Annotated in this window: 7 protein-coding genes, 2 tRNA genes and 3 rRNA genes; 2 read left to right on the top strand and 10 right to left on the bottom strand. The window is 57.6% G+C overall.

Features of this window, described 5'->3' with window-relative positions; translation table 11 throughout:
* Positions 1 to 55: 55 nt before the first annotated feature.
* The 10 genes from recD to J2Y86_RS21280 form a co-directional block, all read right to left on the bottom strand.
* The gene (gene recD, locus J2Y86_RS21325; RefSeq protein ID WP_253435961.1) at positions 56 to 2,164 is read right to left on the bottom strand and encodes an exodeoxyribonuclease V subunit alpha; all 2,109 of its coding nucleotides are present in this window, start codon (positions 2,162 to 2,164) and stop codon (positions 56 to 58) included.
* Entirely contained in the window at positions 2,161 to 5,853 is a 3,693-nt protein-coding gene (gene recB, locus J2Y86_RS21320; RefSeq protein WP_253435958.1) for an exodeoxyribonuclease V subunit beta, read from the bottom strand. The genes recD and recB overlap by 4 nt, the downstream gene beginning before the upstream one ends.
* Complete coding sequence (gene recC, locus J2Y86_RS21315) at positions 5,850 to 9,302, bottom strand: exodeoxyribonuclease V subunit gamma (protein WP_253435955.1); 3,453 nt, start codon at positions 9,300 to 9,302, stop codon at positions 5,850 to 5,852. The genes recB and recC overlap by 4 nt, the downstream gene beginning before the upstream one ends.
* A 154-nt stretch (positions 9,303 to 9,456) precedes the next feature.
* Positions 9,457 to 9,572: ribosomal RNA gene (rrf, locus tag J2Y86_RS21310) — 5S ribosomal RNA — on the bottom strand.
* 154 nt (positions 9,573 to 9,726) lie between these two features.
* Positions 9,727 to 12,618: ribosomal RNA gene (locus J2Y86_RS21305) — 23S ribosomal RNA — on the bottom strand.
* Positions 12,619 to 12,854: 236 nt separating this feature from the next.
* Positions 12,855 to 12,930 (bottom strand) — tRNA-Ala (locus J2Y86_RS21300).
* A gap of 28 nt (positions 12,931 to 12,958) precedes the next feature.
* Positions 12,959 to 13,035 (bottom strand) — tRNA-Ile (locus tag J2Y86_RS21295).
* A gap of 123 nt (positions 13,036 to 13,158) precedes the next feature.
* A 16S ribosomal RNA gene (locus J2Y86_RS21290) occupies positions 13,159 to 14,695 on the bottom strand.
* The 16S, 23S and 5S rRNA genes sit together here with 2 tRNA genes alongside, the layout of an rRNA operon.
* A 628-nt stretch (positions 14,696 to 15,323) precedes the next feature.
* Positions 15,324 to 16,817, bottom strand: coding sequence for a CoA-acylating methylmalonate-semialdehyde dehydrogenase (locus J2Y86_RS21285; RefSeq protein ID WP_154980539.1), 1,494 nt, complete (start codon positions 16,815 to 16,817; stop codon positions 15,324 to 15,326).
* 65 nt (positions 16,818 to 16,882) lie between these two features.
* Positions 16,883 to 18,232 (bottom strand): aspartate aminotransferase family protein, encoded by a 1,350-nt coding sequence (locus J2Y86_RS21280; RefSeq protein WP_253435951.1) that lies wholly within the window; start codon positions 18,230 to 18,232, stop codon positions 16,883 to 16,885.
* Positions 18,233 to 18,371: 139 nt separating this feature from the next.
* Here J2Y86_RS21280 and J2Y86_RS21275 point away from each other — a divergent pair, with 139 nt between their 5' ends.
* Together J2Y86_RS21275 and J2Y86_RS21270 are read left to right on the top strand one after the other, a co-directional pair.
* Entirely contained in the window at positions 18,372 to 19,292 is a 921-nt protein-coding gene (locus J2Y86_RS21275; protein WP_253435948.1) for a LysR family transcriptional regulator, read from the top strand.
* A gap of 208 nt (positions 19,293 to 19,500) precedes the next feature.
* The gene (locus J2Y86_RS21270) at positions 19,501 to 20,151 is read left to right on the top strand and encodes a TetR/AcrR family transcriptional regulator (protein WP_253435945.1); all 651 of its coding nucleotides are present in this window, start codon (positions 19,501 to 19,503) and stop codon (positions 20,149 to 20,151) included.
* Positions 20,152 to 20,155: the final 4 nt, after the last annotated feature.

The following is a 20,155-nucleotide window of genomic DNA, read 5'->3' as shown; positions in this document are numbered from 1 at the left end:
CGAGGCCGCGCAACACAGCACTTCGGACAGTTTCCGGCGTCTGGCGCCGCCGTCCTCAATCCGCCGCCGGTACGACTTCTTCCAATTCCAGCATCAGCCCGCTCAGGCGCTTGACCTTGCGCCGCACCGCCTCTTCAAACACGTCGGCTCGCGGCTCGATCAAGGTGAACCAGTGCTTGGCACGGGTAATGCCGGTGTAGATCAGCTCCTTGGTCAGAACCGGGTTCAGGGCGTCCGGCAAAATCAACGCCGTGTGAGCGAACTCGGAGCCCTGGGACTTGTGCACGGTCATGGCGTACACCGTTTCGACGTCATTCAGCCGGCTCGGCAGGACAAAGCGCACGCCGCCCTGGCCGTCGTTGCGCGGGAAGGCCACACGCAGCACGTGGCGCCCCGCGTCGGGACCCTCGCGCTCCGGCAGCTTGAGCGCAATGCCGATGTCGCCGTTCATCAAGCCCAGGCCATAGTCGTTGCGGGTCATCAGCACTGGCCGACCTTCGTACCACTGCTGGTTGCTGTCGATCAGTCGGGCCTTGAGCAGCGCGTCAGTCACTCGCAGATTCAAGCCTTCGACGCCCCATGGCCCCTTGCGCACGGCACACAGTAACTGGAAGGCATCGAAGGCTTGCAACACGTCGCGAGCCCAATCGGTCCAGCGCGGATCATCGAGGGTGCTGTCGAGCGCCGGTCGTTGATTGCGCAGCAGGCTCAGGTAATGCCGATACCCTTGCGGACCATCGCCATGGCCGTCGAGCAACAAGCGCTCCAGCGCCCTGTCGTGTTCACCTTTGAGAGGCAGGGAAAACACATCAGCGTGGCTTCCAGCCGCCAACAACTTGCGAGCTTCTTCGGGTTGCTGCTGGTTGACCCAGCGAGCCAGTTGGCCAATGCCGCTACCCTCGCCGAACCGGCGCGAATGCCGCAACATCACGACCTGCTGGGCCAGCGGATGAGTCCCGTGAGTGTCTTCCTGCAAACCGCTGGCCTGGAGGTTTTCACCACTGACCGCTTCGAGCCACTGACGGGTCTGCGGGCTGTACCAACCCGCCTCGGCGTCGCGGCACAAATCGCCCAGCACGGCGCCGGCTTCCACCGAGGCCAATTGGTCCTTGTCACCGAGCAGCACCAGCCGGGCATGGGCCGGCATCGCGTCTAGCAGATTGGCCATCATCTCCAGGTCGATCATCGAGGCCTCGTCGACCACCAGTACATCCAGCGGCAAACGATTACCGGCGTGGTGCCGAAAATGTCGAGTACCGGGACGGCTGCCGAGCAAGCGGTGCACGGTGGTGACGTCTGACGGAATTTTTTCTCGCACGGCCTCGGCCACTTCCAGCGTCCGGACTTGCTGGCTGATGGACTCCGTCAGCCGTGCCGCCGCTTTACCGGTGGGGGCGGCAAGACGAATGCGCAGTGGTTTGCCAGCCTCCACCGCCGGTGCCTGCAACAGCGCCAGCAAACGCACGACCGTGGTGGTCTTGCCGGTGCCGGGACCGCCGGTGACGATGCTGAATGCACTGCGGGTCGCCAAGGCACACGCAAGTTTCTGCCAGTCGATCACCTCGCTGGGCTTGGCGGGACCGAACAGGCCGGTGAGGCGTAGGGGCAAGTCATTCGGTGTGGATTCGTGTTCCGCCAGACGCAGGCGCAGTGCGTTATCGATACGTCGCTCGTACGCCCAATAACGGCGCAGGTACAGGCGTTTCCCCGATAACACCAACGGCCTTTGCTGCGCCGTTTCGCTGCCATCGGCTGCCAACGCAACCAGTCGGCTGGAGGCCAGGACCTTGCACCAGTGGGCGCCGTCCAGCGTCTCGAGCAATTGCGAAGGCAGCAGCATCGCCCCACTTTGCAGATCGCCTTCCGGTGGCAACGACAGGGCGAAGTCCGGCGCCTTGAGCGTCTCGAACAGGTCCAGGCAGACGTGACCGTGACCCAGTTGATGACTGGTCAATGCCGCCGCCAGCAGTACCAACGGGTCATCGTCGGGAGCAAGCTCGTGCAAAAAGGCAACGAAGGCTTTGTCCAGCGCTCGCAACCAGCCGCGCTCGACCCAGCGCGTGAGCAGCAACAGCAAGTCATCGGCGCGACTCAACGGCGCCAGACTCACCAGGCTTTCAGCTGCCAACGGGGTGGGCAACAAATCGGAGAAGGTGCGGCTCATAGCAATACTCCCTGTTCCCAGGCCGGTTCGGCCTTGGGCTCCGGTTTGCCCTGGAACAGCCGGTCCAGACGCTCGATCAACGCTTTTGGCGGACGGGCAAAATACACGCCCTGACTGGACGCGCGCGTACCGCGCAGGAACAGATACAAAGCACCTCCGACATGCCTGTCGTAATCGTAATCGGCAAGCCGCGCCTTGAGTTGACGATGCAGGGCCAACAGGTACAGCACGTATTGCAGGTCGTAGCGATTGTCCAGGATCGACTGTTCCATGGCCTGCTCGGTGTAGGCCATGTCATCGACACCCAGCCAGTTGGATTTGTAATCGGCGACGTAATAGCGACCATCGTGCTCGAACGTCAGGTCGATGAAGCCTTTGAACATGCCATTGAGCAGCACCGGTTCGGCCGCGACACGGGCAACGCCGTTGTGGGTATGCTGGCGGACCAGTTCGTCGAGCTTGAGCACATCGACCTTATGGCTGGCGAACCAGAACTCCATTTCGACACGGTATTGCTTCAGTTGCCCAAAGATCACGGGCGCCTGTCCAGCGCCGATGTGCAGCGGGGACTTGAGCAAGTGCTGCAGCCAATCGCTCAGCGTGTTGATCCAGCCTTCCCAGCCACGACGGTTGCAGCGACGGGCGATCGCGTCTTCCACGGCTTGCGGCGGGGCGGCAAAACCTTCGTCACCGGCCCACTCGAGCAAACCATGGAGAAAGGTGCCGGGGTTCGGACCGCGAGGGAATCGATGGATATCGGCACCGCCGGCGATCACTTCGCGCGGCGCTTCGGGATCGAGGCGCTCGTCGTCGAACAGCTTTTGCGCCTGCGGGTTTTCCGGTGCTTCATCACTGCCCACGCTCAGGCTGTCGCCGATTCGAAGGGCGCTGTAAGAAGCAATCCACCAGTTTTCGCTGGCTTTGCGCTTGGGGATCAGTGGAGCGAGCAACGTCGCATCGTTCTGCGGCGGATGGTAATGCTCATCCGTTTTTTCAGGCATCTCACTGTAATTCAGCGCTGGACAATCCTGCTGCAGGTTTTCCAGCCAACGCTTCAAGCCTTGCGACTCCGTCAATGGAGCACCGCCGCCCAACAGATAACCCAACGCAGAGAGGTGCAACACCGAGCCGTTGTTATTACCGCGCTTGAGGTCAGTGACGCCGAGCCAGCAGGCGTGTTGAGCCCGGGTCAGGGCCACATAAAGCAAACGCAGATCCTCGGCCAGTCGTTCATCATCCGCCAGTGCGATCAATTCGGGCGTTGGCTTCAGGGTCACCCGGGCATTGCCGGTTTCATCGTGGTAATGCAGGGGTAAACGGCTGCCGTCCACCGGTTTCGCCGAACACACGAACGGCAGAAACACCAAGGGATACTCAAGCCCCTTGGACTTGTGAATGGTCACGACCTTGACCAGTTGCTCGTCACTCTCAAGACGCAGGATCTGTTCCTCACCCGCCTGGCCGGACAGCGCCAGATGTTCGGACAAATGCCGGATCAATGCTTGCTCACCATCAAGTTCAGAGGCCGCCTGTTGCAGCAACTCGGACAGATGCAGCAGGTTGGTCAGCACCCGCTCGCCGTCGCTACGCGCAATCAATGCCTGAGGCAGCTGGAAGTCATGCAGCAACCGCCGCAACATGGGCAGCACGCCTTGCTTGCGCCAGAGCTCGCGATAACCACGGAACTGCATGACCCGCGCTTCCCAGGCCAGCTCGTCCTGATTCAACTGCTCAAGCTCTGCCAGCGACAGGTTCAACGTGATGCTCGCGAGCGCGGCTCGCAACGGACGCTCGACATCCGGCTCGGCGCAGGCCTTGAGCCAGGTCAGCAGATCGTGGGCTTCCTGGGCGGCGAACACCGAATCCTTGTCCGACAGATAAACGCTGCGCACGCCGCGGGCGGAGAGTTCTGCGCGTACGGCCTGAGCTTCTTTGCCGTCACGCACCAGAATCGCGATATCCGCCGGCAACAGGCCCCTGAAGTCCTTGCCGTCCTGGATGAAACCGGCCTTGCCTTGCTGCCCGCCGTTAAGTAACGCGGTGATTTCACTGGCGCAAGCGGCAGCCAATTGCTGCCGGTAAACCGCGCCGGACAGGGGTTGATCGGCGGACAAATGCCAGATGTTCAGCGCGGGCACAACCTGCCCCTCGATGCTCAAAACTTCTTTGCGTCCCTGGGAGGCGACCGGCAAAAACGGCACGGGGTTTACGCCATTCTTTTCGCGAAACAGGAACGCGCCACGCCCGGCCTCGCGCGACTCGGCGCGCGCAAACACATGGTTTACCGCACCGACCATGCCATGGCTGGAGCGGAAGTTGGTGCCCAGGGTATGCAGTCGGCCTGCGGTGGCTTGACGAGCGCGCAGGTAGGTATAGATATCGGCACCCCGAAAGGCATAGATCGCCTGCTTGGGGTCGCCGATCAGGAACAGTCCGCATTCGGGGTTGTTGTCTTCAATCCGATAGATGCTTTCGAAGATCCGGTACTGCACCGGGTCGGTGTCCTGGAACTCGTCGATCAACGCCACAGGAAACTGTTCGCGGATCAAGGTCGCCAGGCGCTCGCCACCCTCGGATTGCAACGCGGCATCGAGGCGCAGCAACATGTCATCGAACCCCATTTCCGCGCGACGACGTTTTTCCGCCTCGAACCTTGCACCCACCCACTGGGCGGCGTGTTGCAGAACCGCGGCATCGGGGGTCGGCAATCCATCGAGACTGACCTTGAGGCCAGGCATGGCGTCCAGCCCGGGATGAGTGGGGACTTCGCCCTTTTTCCACGCCTCGGCCATGCCGTCGGCTGTCAGGCGGGTGAAGCCGGTGCCAATATCCAACTGCTCAAGCAATTCGTCTTCAGCCCAGGCCTTCAGCTTTTCGAACCAGGGTTCGAAGTAGCGCGCCTGCATCTTGCGACCGTCGACGCTCTTGCTCGCCACACCCTCATGACAGATCGCAAGCAACTCGTCCGCCCACTGACGCCAGGGCATTTTCAGTTCGATCAAGGCTGCCCGGCGCTCCTGCAGACACTCGCTGATCAGCTCGGCAGGCTCTTTGCCTTCGACGCTGTCGCGTTCACTGGCGAACAATCCACGGACTCGTGGCAACAGGGCCGCCGGGCCGCCCCAATTCCCGCGCACCCAGTTCAACGCATCGCCTTGCATCGGGTAGCAGAACAATCGCCAGTAATCGCGCAGGACTTCGCCCAGCAAATCGCTGTGATCGGTTTCCAGGGTCTGGGTAAACAGGCTGCCGCTGTCGAACGCATGCTCGCGCAACATCCGCTGACACCAGCTGTGGATGGTCGAGACAGCCGCTTCATCCATCCACTGGGCAGCGATGTCCAGACGATTCGCGCATCCGGGCCACTGCTCCGGAAGGTACTGGTCACGCAACTCTGCGATCAGGGCATCGGGTGGCGGTGTTTCATCGCGGAAAAAACGCGCGGCTTCTGCCAGGCGCGTTCGAATGCGTTCGCGCAGTTCCTTGGTCGCGGCGTCAGTGAAGGTTACAACGAGGATTTGCGGCGGCAACAATTCACGCCCGAAACCGCTCGATTCGCCACCGTGTCCGAGGACCAGACGCAGATACAGCGCGGAAATAGTGAAAGTTTTCCCGGTCCCGGCACTGGCTTCGATCAGTTGACTGCCGCGCAGCGGGAACGCCAGGGCCAGCGGTGTTTTCGCGGTCATGAGCGCGCCTCCTCACTGCCCAATGAACGCCACGACGCTTCAAGCATCGGTTTGTACAAAGCGTTGCACCAATCGGGAAAGGTCTCGTCAGCGATCAGTGCGTCGTAGTCAGCGAACTGCCGGGCGAGCGCGGGACTTTCCCGGCGCTCGCCATCCGTGGTGATGCCATCGCCTTCGTAGGCTTTGCGCGCAGCGGCATCGGCCTTGGCCGGATCTGTCTGAGTCAGCCAGGCAAATGCTGTTTTCACCGCAATGGGCAGAGGCTGGCGCATGCCTGTTTGCCAGGCCATCAACAGGTCGCCCAGGATGTGGGAGGCGTTATTTTTTTCAATCGGACCCAGTAACAGACTGTCGTCACTGGCCACGAGTGCAGTGGTCATCTCCATGCCACTGGCGCAGGCAACCAGATGATTGACCCATGGTCGTGTCAGACGATGCCATTTGCGGGATTTGATCGAGCCGATGCTGTTGGGGATCGTAGTGACCGACAGCAATCCACCGTCTGCGCGTTGATGCAGACCGCTGAGCCATCCTTCCAGACGCAGACCTTGAAGTTCGAGATTGACCGGCAGAGCGCTGGTGAGTGGCGTGGGCCATAACGCCAGAAGCTGTTGATAGCGTTGCAGCAGATCCGGTAACGGTTCGATCAGCTCTCGTTGCAGGCATTCGCCGAAACCGGCCATGGGCAGTAGCCCGCTGTTTTGCAGGCGCTTGGCATGCGCGTCCAACACCTCATCCGCCCGTTCAAGCTGTGCCAGCGCGGCGCCAAGCAAACTGTCGCTGAGGCTATAGCGTTGCAGCGCATCGAGTACGAAGGGTTCTTCATCGGCCAGCGGTACTTCAGCGGCCTCGAAGAACACCTTCAATCGCTGGCTGAAGAAATGCCGCACAGGATTGCGCAGGAAATCCTGTAACTGACCGAGGCTCAGCGGCTCCTCCTGAACGTAAGGGTCCAGGATGTTGTTATCGCTTGCTGGCTCAACAGCTTGATGAAGCACCTGCCATTCGTTGGCGAAGCTGAACAGCTCATCGCCTTCATGGAAGTAACGGGCGCTGAATGGTTGCAACGGATGTTCCTGCGTCAGGGCCTCGAGCAGATCTTCATCTGCATTGACCAATCGCCAGCCACTGGCCAGATGGTCGCGCAACTGGCCGATCAATACGGAGGCGGGACGCTCGCTGTTATCGCGAATGCTACGGCCGACCCAGCTGATATAGAGCTGGTCGCATGCCGACAGCAGCGCCTCCAGCAGAAGATAGCGATCATCTTCGCGACGCGAGCGGTCACCCGGTCGGTAATCGCTGCCCATGAGGTCGAAGTCCAGGGGCGGTTGCGCGCGCGGGTAGTCGCCGTCATTCATGCCGAGCAGACAGACCAGTTTGAAAGGGATCGCGCGCATCGGCATCAACGTGCAGAAATTGACTGCGCCGGCAAGAAAGCGCTGGGACAAGCGACCCTGATCAAGGCCGGCGAGCCAGGCTTCGCGAACGACCGTCAACGGTAATTCGTCGTGCAAACCGACAGACTCACAGGTCTCAAGCCAGGTTTCGCGCAACTCCTCGAGCTGAGCCAGCAGGTAGTCGTCATGTTCATTGCTGGCCTGGAAAAACAACTGCATCAGCGCCTGCAAGCGCACGCCCCATTGTTTGGGTGGAGCCGGTTGCGAGAGTTCCTGATGGGCAATCTCCAGTGCATCCAGCAGCGCAACCAGAGGACCGATGAGCGCGGCATCCAGACCACCGATCTCATCGTAGGGCTCGATGCCTTCGCAGGCACTGCCGCTTCCCACGGCATAGCCGAGCAACATCCGCCGCAGTCCGAAGCGCCAACTGTTTTGCTCCAACTCCTGAGGCAAGCCCAAACCCGCTCGTTGTCCGGCGTTCATGCCCCAACGGATGCCTGCGCCTTCGATCCAGCGATGCAGGGTGGGCAGGTCTCGCTCCTCCACACCAAAGCGAGCGCGCAGGGCTGGAACATCCAGCAGGTCGAGGATTTCACTGACCGGGAATCGACTGTCCGGCAATTTGAGCAGATGTTCCACTGCGATCAGTAGCGGATCACGGCCACGTTGCCCTTGGTCTGCGAGCGTGAACGGAATAAAGCGCGGGTCATTGCGTTCGAGCTGCCCGAATACTGCGCGGATATGCGGTGCGTAGCTGTCGATATCCGGGACCATCACGATGATGTCGCGAGGCCTTAACTCAGGGTCGGCACTGAAGCGGGCGAGCAATTGATCGTGAAGGATCTCCACCTCCCGCTGCGCACTATGGGCGATGTGAAAACGGATTGATTGATCCACGTTTGGATCGACTGCCGGCCAGCGCTCACGCGTTTCATTCAGAGGACGTAACTCAAGAATGTCATCCTGCAATTGATTGAGCATGTTCAGTGGCTGGCTGTCACTGAACAGGTCGATTCGACCGTCACGAAATGCCGAGCGATAGCTGTTGGGATCGTCGTAGCTATCGAGCAGATTGATGTAGTCCCGCCCCTGCTTGCCCCACGCAGCCAACAGGGGATGGGCATGCTGATGCAGGGTTTGCGGGTCCAGGACAACCGGCATGCCGCTCTTGCGAGCCTGACGTTTATATTGATGCCGCAACAGGTCTTTATCGGCGACGATGTCCGCCCAATGGTGGCGACACGGGTTATGAACGCACAGCAAAACCTGACTGAAACGGGCCAATCCGGCAAGTGCTTCCAGGGCCTGGGCGGGAAGTGAAGAAATGCCAAAAACGATCACTCGTGAAGGTAGTCCATCAGGCGCGACGTCGAGGCTGTTGATACGCTCGATAAATCGTTGATGGACGCCGGCACGGCTTTGCGCCATGCCTTGTTCACCGACATCCAGCAACAATGCCCGCCACAATTCTGCCTGCCAGCAGTTGGCCGGGGTCAGGGCTTTCGCTTCACCCCGACCGTTGCGTAATTGATGACGTCCTTCTGCCCAGTCTTCGAGCCAGTCGGCCCGGTACACCTGATATTGGTCAAACAGATCAGCCAGTCGCTCGGCCAATTGATAGCGTTTGCGCAAATCGGTGTCATGGGTAAGGAAACGTTGCAGAGGTTCGAAGTGTGGCTGATCGATCAACTGCGGAAGCAGGCGCATGAGGCGCCAGGTCAGCGGGGCTTTATCGAGCAGGGATTTGACCGGAATTTCATCTCGTCCAAGGACCATGCGATAGAGCTGCCACATGAAACTGCCCGGTAACTGCACATCGATCGCTGCGGCGATACCACAGCCGCCCATGTCGCCCTCTTTCGGATCTTCAGCCAGTGCCAGTTTCAACCATTGGGCGATGCCATTGCTCTGCACCAAAGCGATTTCATTTTCCAAGGGTGCCAGCGGGTAACGCCGCATCCAGCTCACCACCAGGCTGCGCAACTCGTCCAGGCGGTTACCGTGAACCACCATAAAACCAGCACTGAGGGACGTCGCGTCCGGCATAAAGGCTTCCTTGGGAAAATACAAAAGCTAGGGCCGAACCTTAGCATTGTCGGGAGACTGTGACAGCCGGAAGCCGTCCGGTACTGCTGTACGAACTTTCCTGCAGGCAAAACAAAACCCCAACTGCTTTCGCAATTGGGGTTTCGGAATTTAATCTTGACGATGACCTACTCTCACATGGGGAAACCCCACACTACCATCGGCGATGCATCGTTTCACTACTGAGTTCGGGATGGGATCAGGTGGTTCCAACGCTCTATGGTCGTCAAGAAATTCGGTAGCCGGCTCGTTTTCTCTTGCGAGATCACGCTCCAGCGAATGGGTATGCGATAGTTTGTGTGTTTGTATCCGAACTTTCGGTTCGTTTCGTCTTCACACACCGCAATCTGGCCTCTCTCGAGTTCACAGATTGCTTGGGTGTTATATGGTCAAGCCTCACGGGCAATTAGTATTGGTTAGCTCAACGCCTCACAGCGCTTACACACCCAACCTATCAACGTCGTAGTCTTCGACGGCCCTTCAGGGGACTCAAGGTCCCAGTGAGATCTCATCTTGAGGCTAGTTTCCCGCTTAGATGCTTTCAGCGGTTATCTATTCCGAACATAGCTACCCGGCAATGCCACTGGCGTGACAACCGGAACACCAGAGGTTCGTCCACTCCGGTCCTCTCGTACTAGGAGCAGCCCCTCTCAAATCTCAAACGTCCACGGCAGATAGGGACCGAACTGTCTCACGACGTTCTAAACCCAGCTCGCGTACCACTTTAAATGGCGAACAGCCATACCCTTGGGACCGGCTTCAGCCCCAGGATGTGATGAGCCGACATCGAGGTGCCAAACACCGCCGTCGATATGAACTCTTGGGCGGTATCAGCCTGTTATCCCCGGAGTACCTTTTATCCGTTGAGCGATGGCCCTTCCATACAGAACCACCGGATCACTAAGACCTACTTTCGTACCTGCTCGACGTGTCTGTCTCGCAGTCAAGCGCGCTTTTGCCTTTATACTCTACGACCGATTTCCGACCGGTCTGAGCGCACCTTCGTACTCCTCCGTTACTCTTTAGGAGGAGACCGCCCCAGTCAAACTACCCACCATACACTGTCCTCGATCCGGATAACGGACCTGAGTTAGAACCTCAAAGTTGCCAGGGTGGTATTTCAAGGTTGGCTCCACGCGAACTGGCGTCCACGCTTCAAAGCCTCCCACCTATCCTACACAAGCAAATTCAAAGTCCAGTGCAAAGCTATAGTAAAGGTTCACGGGGTCTTTCCGTCTAGCCGCGGATACACTGCATCTTCACAGCGATTTCAATTTCACTGAGTCTCGGGTGGAGACAGCGCCGCCATCGTTACGCCATTCGTGCAGGTCGGAACTTACCCGACAAGGAATTTCGCTACCTTAGGACCGTTATAGTTACGGCCGCCGTTTACCGGGGCTTCGATCAAGAGCTTCGCGTTAGCTAACCCCATCAATTAACCTTCCGGCACCGGGCAGGCGTCACACCCTATACGTCCACTTTCGTGTTTGCAGAGTGCTGTGTTTTTAATAAACAGTCGCAGCGGCCTGGTATCTTCGACCGGCATGGGCTTACGCAGTAAATGCTTCACCCTCACCGGCGCACCTTCTCCCGAAGTTACGGTGCCATTTTGCCTAGTTCCTTCACCCGAGTTCTCTCAAGCGCCTTGGTATTCTCTACCCAACCACCTGTGTCGGTTTGGGGTACGGTTCCTGGTTACCTGAAGCTTAGAAGCTTTTCTTGGAAGCATGGCATCAACCACTTCGTCATCTAAAAGATAACTCGTCATCAGCTCTCGGCCTTAGAATCCCGGATTTACCTAAGATTCCAGCCTACCACCTTAAACTTGGACAACCAACGCCAAGCTGGCCTAGCCTTCTCCGTCCCTCCATCGCAATAACCAGAAGTACAGGAATATTAACCTGTTTTCCATCGACTACGCTTTTCAGCCTCGCCTTAGGGACCGACTAACCCTGCGTCGATTAACGTTGCGCAGGAAACCTTGGTCTTTCGGCGTGGGTGTTTTTCACACCCATTGTCGTTACTCATGTCAGCATTCGCACTTCTGATACCTCCAGCAAGCTTCTCAACTCACCTTCACAGGCTTACAGAACGCTCCTCTACCGCATCACCTAAGTGATACCCGTAGCTTCGGTGTATGGTTTGAGCCCCGTTACATCTTCCGCGCAGGCCGACTCGACTAGTGAGCTATTACGCTTTCTTTAAAGGGTGGCTGCTTCTAAGCCAACCTCCTAGCTGTCTAAGCCTTCCCACATCGTTTCCCACTTAACCATAACTTTGGGACCTTAGCTGACGGTCTGGGTTGTTTCCCTTTTCACGACGGACGTTAGCACCCGCCGTGTGTCTCCCATGCTCGGCACTTGTAGGTATTCGGAGTTTGCATCGGTTTGGTAAGTCGGGATGACCCCCTAGCCGAAACAGTGCTCTACCCCCTACAGTGATACATGAGGCGCTACCTAAATAGCTTTCGAGGAGAACCAGCTATCTCCGAGCTTGATTAGCCTTTCACTCCGATCCACAGGTCATCCGCTAACTTTTCAACGGTAGTCGGTTCGGTCCTCCAGTTAGTGTTACCCAACCTTCAACCTGCCCATGGATAGATCGCCCGGTTTCGGGTCTATTCCCAGCGACTAGACGCCCTATTAAGACTCGCTTTCGCTACGCCTCCCCTATTCGGTTAAGCTCGCCACTGAAAATAAGTCGCTGACCCATTATACAAAAGGTACGCAGTCACCCAACAAAGTGGGCTCCCACTGCTTGTACGCATACGGTTTCAGGATCTATTTCACTCCCCTCTCCGGGGTTCTTTTCGCCTTTCCCTCACGGTACTAGTTCACTATCGGTCAGTCAGTAGTATTTAGCCTTGGAGGATGGTCCCCCCATATTCAGACAAAGTTTCTCGTGCTCCGTCCTACTCGATTTCATGACTAAGAGATTTTCGCGTACAGGGCTATCACCCACTATGGCCGCACTTTCCAGAGCGTTCCGCTAATCTCAAAGCCACTTAAGGGCTAGTCCCCGTTCGCTCGCCACTACTAAGGGAATCTCGGTTGATTTCTTTTCCTCAGGGTACTTAGATGTTTCAGTTCCCCTGGTTCGCTTCTTAAGCCTATGTATTCAGCTTAAGATACCTAACTTATGTTAGGTGGGTTCCCCCATTCAGACATCTCCGGATCAAAGTCTGTTTGCCGACTCCCCGAAGCTTTTCGCAGGCTACCACGTCTTTCATCGCCTCTGACTGCCAAGGCATCCACCGTATGCGCTTCTTCACTTGACCATATAACCCCAAGCAATCTGGTTATACTGTGAAGACGACATTCGCCGAAAATTCGCGATTAAACTCACAAATTTTACCTTAGCCTGATCCGTTACCAGTGAAAGTAACGTTCAGTCTATCTTTCTATCACATACCCAAATTTTTAAAGAACGATCTAGCCAAAGACTAGAAATCAACATTCACCATCATCACGATGGAATGCTCATTTCTAAGCTTTCAACAAACAGAAGCAGTAGTGGTGGAGCCAAACGGGATCGAACCGTTGACCTCCTGCGTGCAAGGCAGGCGCTCTCCCAGCTGAGCTATGGCCCCGTATTGCTACAGGATCCCACACAAAAATTGGTGGGTCTGGGCAGATTCGAACTGCCGACCTCACCCTTATCAGGGGTGCGCTCTAACCAACTGAGCTACAGACCCAATTTCGAGCGCGTAACTGTTAGCTTGGAGCTATCAGCTTGGAGCTTAAAGCTGCTTCTATCGTCTTCTTCAATGAATCAAGCAATTCGTGTGGGAACTTATGGAGCAGCTGATGTCGTCGATTAAGGAGGTGATCCAGCCGCAGGTTCCCCTACGGCTACCTTGTTACGACTTCACCCCAGTCATGAATCACACCGTGGTAACCGTCCTCCCGAAGGTTAGACTAGCTACTTCTGGTGCAACCCACTCCCATGGTGTGACGGGCGGTGTGTACAAGGCCCGGGAACGTATTCACCGCGACATTCTGATTCGCGATTACTAGCGATTCCGACTTCACGCAGTCGAGTTGCAGACTGCGATCCGGACTACGATCGGTTTTGTGGGATTAGCTCCACCTCGCGGCTTGGCAACCCTCTGTACCGACCATTGTAGCACGTGTGTAGCCCAGGCCGTAAGGGCCATGATGACTTGACGTCATCCCCACCTTCCTCCGGTTTGTCACCGGCAGTCTCCTTAGAGTGCCCACCATTACGTGCTGGTAACTAAGGACAAGGGTTGCGCTCGTTACGGGACTTAACCCAACATCTCACGACACGAGCTGACGACAGCCATGCAGCACCTGTCTCAATGTTCCCGAAGGCACCAATCCATCTCTGGAAAGTTCATTGGATGTCAAGGCCTGGTAAGGTTCTTCGCGTTGCTTCGAATTAAACCACATGCTCCACCGCTTGTGCGGGCCCCCGTCAATTCATTTGAGTTTTAACCTTGCGGCCGTACTCCCCAGGCGGTCAACTTAATGCGTTAGCTGCGCCACTAAGAGCTCAAGGCTCCCAACGGCTAGTTGACATCGTTTACGGCGTGGACTACCAGGGTATCTAATCCTGTTTGCTCCCCACGCTTTCGCACCTCAGTGTCAGTATCAGTCCAGGTGGTCGCCTTCGCCACTGGTGTTCCTTCCTATATCTACGCATTTCACCGCTACACAGGAAATTCCACCACCCTCTACCATACTCTAGCTTGTCAGTTTTGAATGCAGTTCCCAGGTTGAGCCCGGGGATTTCACATCCAACTTAACAAACCACCTACGCGCGCTTTACGCCCAGTAATTCCGATTAACGCTTGCACCCTCTGTATTACCGCGGCTGCTGGCACAGAGTTAGCCGGTGCTTATTCTGTCGGTAACGTCAAGACACCAACGTATTAGGTTAATGCCCTTCCTCCCAACTTAAAGTGCTTTACAATCCGAAGACCTTCTTCACACACGCGGCATGGCTGGATCAGGCTTTCGCCCATTGTCCAATATTCCCCACTGCTGCCTCCCGTAGGAGTCTGGACCGTGTCTCAGTTCCAGTGTGACTGATCATCCTCTCAGACCAGTTACGGATCGTCGCCTTGGTGAGCCATTACCTCACCAACTAGCTAATCCGACCTAGGCTCATCTGATAGCGCAAGGCCCGAAGGTCCCCTGCTTTCTCCCGTAGGACGTATGCGGTATTAGCGTCCGTTTCCGAGCGTTATCCCCCACTACCAGGCAGATTCCTAGGCATTACTCACCCGTCCGCCGCTCTCAAGAGAAGCAAGCTCCTCTCTACCGCTCGACTTGCATGTGTTAGGCCTGCCGCCAGCGTTCAATCTGAGCCATGATCAAACTCTTCAGTTCAAACATCTTTGGGTTTTTAAGAAACCCTAAACTTGGCTCAGCAATCGTTGGTTACATCTTTGATTTCTCGCGGAGTAACTTGCGATGCTGATAATCTTGTTGACTATCAGTCTGACTCCACAAGCACCCACACGAATTGCTTGATTCAGTTGTTAAAGAGCGGTTGGTTAAGATCTTTCGTCTCAACCGAGGCGCGCATTCTACAGCGTCCCCTGTATCTGTCAAGCGGTTATTTTCAGAAGTTTTCAAAGTTTCCTTTGCAACTTCAACCACTTGCGCTTCCGATCTCTCGTTAGCGGGAGGCGAATTCTACAGCGTTACTCGCTGCTGTCAACACCTCTTTTTCTCCGCTTTCGACCGAGAAGATCGAACCGTCAATCAAGCGAAAACACACTGCTCAACCAACTCCTTCTGGGCTTCGATGATCTGAAGCAACTCGCTGTCGAAAACTGCGTAACTCTTTGTTTACCAAGGAGTTTTCCGTTTCGACTGCGCCGGAAGTGGGGCGAATTATAGACTTCCAGAATCTGCCGTCAACCCCTTATTTTCACATTTCTGTCATATAGGTCAAAAAAGCCCAGAAGCACGAAGGCCGAGCCCCAAGGGGCTCGGCCTTCTTCCCTTCTACTTACAAGCTAGGGAACGCAAATTGCGACGCTTCATGGCTCGCACGCTGCGGCCAACGCTGGGTAATGGCTTTGCGACGGGTGTAGAAGCGCACGCCATCCGGGCCATACGCATGCAGGTCGCCGAACAGCGAACGCTTCCAGCCGCCAAAGCTGTGGTAAGCCACCGGCACCGGCAACGGCACGTTGACGCCGACCATGCCGACTTCGATCTCATCGCAGAACAACCGCGCCGCTTCCCCATCACGGGTAAAGATGCAGGTGCCGTTGCCATACTCGTGATCGTTGATCAGCTGCATCGCCTCTTCAAGACTGTTGACCCGGACGACACACAGCACCGGCCCAAAGATCTCTTCTTTATAGATGCGCATTTCCGGCGTGACGTTATCGAACAGGCAGCCCCCCAGGAAGAACCCTTCCTCATGACCGGCGACGCTCAGACCACGACCATCAACCACCAAGGAGGCACCTGCAGAAACGCCGTCTTCTATATAGCCACTGACTTTGTCGCGAGCCTGACCGGAAACCAGCGGCCCCATGTCCAGACCACAAGAAGTACCCGCACCGATTTTCAGCGCCTTGATCTGCGGAGTCAGTTTGGCCACCAATGCATCTGCCACTTGATCGCCGACGCACACAGCCACCGAGATCGCCATGCAACGCTCACCGCAAGAACCGTAGGCCGCGCCCATCAGTGCGCTGACGGCGTTATCCAGATCTGCATCCGGCATCAGCACCGCGTGGTTCTTCGCACCACCCAGCGCCTGAACGCGTTTGCCGCGCTTGGTGCCTTCGGCGTAGATGTATTCGGCAATCGGCGTCGAGCCCACAAAACTCAGGGCTTTGACTTCCGGTGCTTCGATCAGCGCATCCACGGCAGCCTTGTCGCCATGCACCACGCTCAACACACCTTTAGGCAGACCGGCTTCGAGCAACAGCTGAGCAATCAGCAGCGTCGAGCTTGGATCACGCTCGGACGGTTTGAGGATGAAGCAGTTGCCGCAGACGATCGCCAGCGGGTACATCCACAGCGGCACCATCGCCGGGAAGTTGAACGGAGTGATCCCCGCGACCACGCCCAACGGCTGGAAGTCCGACCAAGCATCAATGTTCGGGCCGACGTTACGGCTGTACTCGCCCTTGAGGATTTCCGGCGCCGCACATGCGAACTCGACGTTCTCGATACCGCGCTTCAGTTCACCGGCAGCATCTTCCAGGGTCTTGCCGTGTTCTTCGCTGATCAGTTGGGCGATCCGTGCTTCGTTCTGTTCCAGCAGTTGCTTGAAGCGGAACATCACCTGCGCACGTTTGGCCGGTGGCGTGTTACGCCAGGCCGGGAAGGCAGCCTTGGCCGAGTCGATGGCTTTTTGAATGGTTTCGCGGCTGGCCAGCGGCAGCTTGTGGATCGCCTGGCCGGTGGACGGGTTGAACACGTCAGCCGTGCGACCGTCTTCGGTCACCAGTTCGCCATTGATCAAATGCGGGATAAGGCTCATGCGGGGCTCCAGAAAAGTTGTCCACAGGCGCCCCTTCGAAGGGCGCCTCTATATAGAAGGGAAAATCAGTCGATTTTGTTCAGCACTTCGCCGACCGCGTCGAACAGACGATCAAGGTCTTGCGGCTTGCTGTTGAAGGTTGGGCCGAACTGCAGGGTGTCGCCGCCGAAGCGCACGTAGAACCCGGCTTTCCACAGCGCCATGCCCGCTTCGAACGGACGCACGATGGCGTCGCCGTCACGCGGGGCAATCTGGATCGCGCCGGCCAGACCGTAGTTACGAATGTCGATCACGTTTTTCGAGCCCTTCAGGCCGTGCAGGGCATTTTCGAAATGCGGCGCGACTTCAGCGACGCTCTGCACCAGGTTTTCCTTTTGCAGCAGGTCGAGGGCTGCCAGGCCCGCGGCGCAAGCCACTGGGTGCGCGGAGTAGGTGTAACCGTGCGGGAATTCCACGGCGTACTCAGGCGTCGCCTGGTTCATGAAGGTCTGGTAGATCTCGGAGCTGGCAATCACTGCGCCCATCGGGATCGCGCCGTTGGTGACTTGCTTGGCGATGCACATCAGGTCCGGGGTCACGCCGAAGCTGTCAGCGCCGAACATCGAGCCGGTACGGCCGAAACCGGTGATCACTTCATCGAACACCAGCAGGATGTTGTGTTGATCGCAGATCTCGCGCAGACGCTTGAGGTAGCCCTCAGGCGGAACCAGCACGCCAGCGGAACCGGCCATTGGCTCGACGAAGACAGCGGCGATGTTCGAAGCGTCATGCAGTTCGATCAACTTGAGCAGCTCGTCCGCCAGGGCGATACCACCCTCTTTCGGCATGCCGCGCGAGTAAGCATTGCTCGCCAGCAAGGTGTGCGGCAGGTGATCGACGTCCATCATCGCCTGACCGAAGATCTTGCGGTTACCGTTCACACCGCCGAGGCTGGTGCCGGCAATGTTCACACCGTGGTAGCCACGGGCACGACCGATCATTTTGGTCTTGGTTGCCTGGCCTTTCAGACGCCAGTAAGCGCGAACCATCTTCACCGCGGTATCCGCACACTCGGAACCCGAGTCGGTGAAGAACACGTGATTCAGATTGCCCGGCGTCAGGTCGGTGATTTTCTCGGCCAGCTGGAACGACAACGGGTGGCCGTACTGGAAGCCCGGCGAGTAATCGAGGGTGCCCAACTGCTTGGCGACTGCCTCCTGGATTTCTTTGCGAGTGTGCCCGGCGCCACAGGTCCACAGACCGGACAACGAATCGTAGACCTTGCGGCCCTTGTCATCCGTCAGCCAACTGCCTTCAGCCGCCACGATCAGTCGCGGATCGCGCTGGAAATTCCGGTTGGCGGTGTAGGGCATCCAGTGAGCATCGAGCTTGAGCTGGCTGGCCAGGGAGTTCGGGGCGTTTTCAGGCAAGTTCATGGGCAAAACCTCGCAGGGCAATAAGCGGCGTGGAGATGAAAAGCGTTCTTGCAGCTAAATTGCCACGGGGATAAAGTCGGTGAAATCCAACTTTTGTAACGTTCAGTCAGGCCGTTACTAAACTTTGAGTAGTTAAAGCATGAGCACTCGCCGCCCCGATCCGCTGGCACAAGTCAGCGATTTTGATATCCGCCTGCTCAGAATTTTTCGCAGCGTGGTGGAATGCGGCGGTTTCTCCGCAGCCGAATCGGTGCTCGGCATCGGGCGCTCGGCGATCAGCCAGCAGATGAGCGACCTGGAACAGCGTCTCGGTTTGCGCCTGTGCCAACGCGGTCGCGCCGGTTTTTCCCTGACCGAGGAAGGTCGCGAGGTCTACCAGTCCGCATTACAGTTATTAAGTGCGCTGGAAAGTTTCCGCACCGAGGTCAACGGCCTGCACCAAAATCTGCGCGGAGAATTGACCATCGGCCTGACCGACAACCTCGTCACCCTGCCCCACATGCGCATCACCCACGCCCTGGCGCAATTGAAGGAGCGCGGGCCGGACGTGCAGATTCAGATCCGCATGATCGCGCCCAACGAAGTCGAACAAGGCGTGCTCGACGGTCGCTTGCATGTCGGCGTGGTGCCGCAGGCCAGCGCGCTGTCAGGCCTGGAATACCAGCCGCTCTATAGCGAGCGCTCGTTGCTGTACTGCGCGGTCGGGCATCCGTTGTTTTATGTCGACGACAAACAACTGGACGACGAGCGTCTGAACAGTCAGGACGCCATCGCCCCGACCTTCCGTTTGCCGGCCGACATTCAGGCGCATTACCAGGCCCTCAACTGCACCGCCAGTGCGTCGGATCGCGAAGGCATGGCCTTCCTGATTCTTACCGGACGCTATATCGGTTACCTGCCCGATCATTACGCCAGCCTCTGGGTTCAACAAGGTCGTTTGCGCGCACTGAAGCCTAAAGCGCGCTTCTATGACCTGAGCCTCGCATCGGTCACACGCAAGGGACGTCGCCCGCATCTGGTGCTGGAAAGCTTCCTCGAAAGCCTGGCCGCGACGCGCTGAAAGCGATGGAAACATGTAGGAGCGAAGCTTGCTCGCGAAGGCGGTGTGTCAGCTGTATTCGATATCGACTGACACGCCGCCTTCGCGAGCAAGCTTCGCTCCTACAGGGGTTGTGACGTTCAGGTTTTATTGCGTCAGGACTTGTCGGATGCCCATGGGTGCGCTATCAACGCATTGGTTGCACCCACCCACCTGTCCGGAAGTGCCTATGACCTTTGAAGTCCCCGCTCACGGCGGCAAACCCGCCAGCCGCATTCGTCAGAAGAACGAAGAGACCATCATCAAAGCCGCCGAAGACGAGTTCGCCCGACACGGGTTCAAAGGCACCAGCATGAACACCATCGCCCTGAATGCCGGGTTGCCCAAGGCGAACCTGCATTACTACTTCACCAACAAACTGGGGTTGTACGTGGCGGTGCTGAGCAACATCCTTCAGTTGTGGGACAGCACGTTCAACACCCTCACCGCCGAGGATGATCCGGCCGAAGCGCTGACCCGGTACATCCGCGCCAAGATGGAATTCTCCCGCCGCCAACCGCAAGCCTCGCGGATCTTCGCGATGGAAGTGATCAGCGGCGGCGAATGCCTGACCGAATATTTCAACCAAGACTACCGCGCCTGGTTCCAAGGCCGGGCAGCGGTGTTCCAGGCGTGGATCGATGCGGGCAAAATGGACGCGGTCGACCCGGTGAACCTGATCTTCCTGCTGTGGGGCAGCACCCAGCATTACGCCGATTTCGCCACGCAAATTTGCCGGGTCAGCGGCCGTACCAAGTTGACCAAGCAAGACATGGAAGACGCCGGCAACAACCTGATCCGCATCATTCTCAAGGGCTGCGGCCTGACTCCGACTATTTAAGACG

This window comes from Pseudomonas migulae (assembly GCF_024169315.1).
Classification (GTDB): Bacteria; Pseudomonadota; Gammaproteobacteria; order Pseudomonadales; family Pseudomonadaceae; genus Aquipseudomonas; species Aquipseudomonas migulae_B.
The sequence above is the reverse complement of the archived record's forward strand: the minus strand, read 5'-3'. Positions and strand labels throughout refer to the sequence as shown.

What these genes read in the sequence shown, in the direction of transcription:
- J2Y86_RS21285 (WP_154980539.1), bottom strand. Translation starts at nt 16,817, where the DNA reads ATGAGCCTTATCCCGCATTTGATCAATGGCGAACTGGTGACCGAAGAC.
- recD (WP_253435961.1), bottom strand. Translation starts at nt 2,164, where the DNA reads ATGAGCCGCACCTTCTCCGATTTGTTGCCCACCCCGTTGGCAGCTGAA.
- J2Y86_RS21270 (WP_253435945.1), top strand. Translation starts at nt 19,501, where the DNA reads ATGACCTTTGAAGTCCCCGCTCACGGCGGCAAACCCGCCAGCCGCATT.
- J2Y86_RS21275 (WP_253435948.1), top strand. Translation starts at nt 18,372, where the DNA reads ATGAGCACTCGCCGCCCCGATCCGCTGGCACAAGTCAGCGATTTTGAT.
- recC (WP_253435955.1), bottom strand. Translation starts at nt 9,302, where the DNA reads ATGCCGGACGCGACGTCCCTCAGTGCTGGTTTTATGGTGGTTCACGGT.
- recB (WP_253435958.1), bottom strand. Translation starts at nt 5,853, where the DNA reads ATGACCGCGAAAACACCGCTGGCCCTGGCGTTCCCGCTGCGCGGCAGT.
- J2Y86_RS21280 (WP_253435951.1), bottom strand. Translation starts at nt 18,232, where the DNA reads ATGAACTTGCCTGAAAACGCCCCGAACTCCCTGGCCAGCCAGCTCAAG.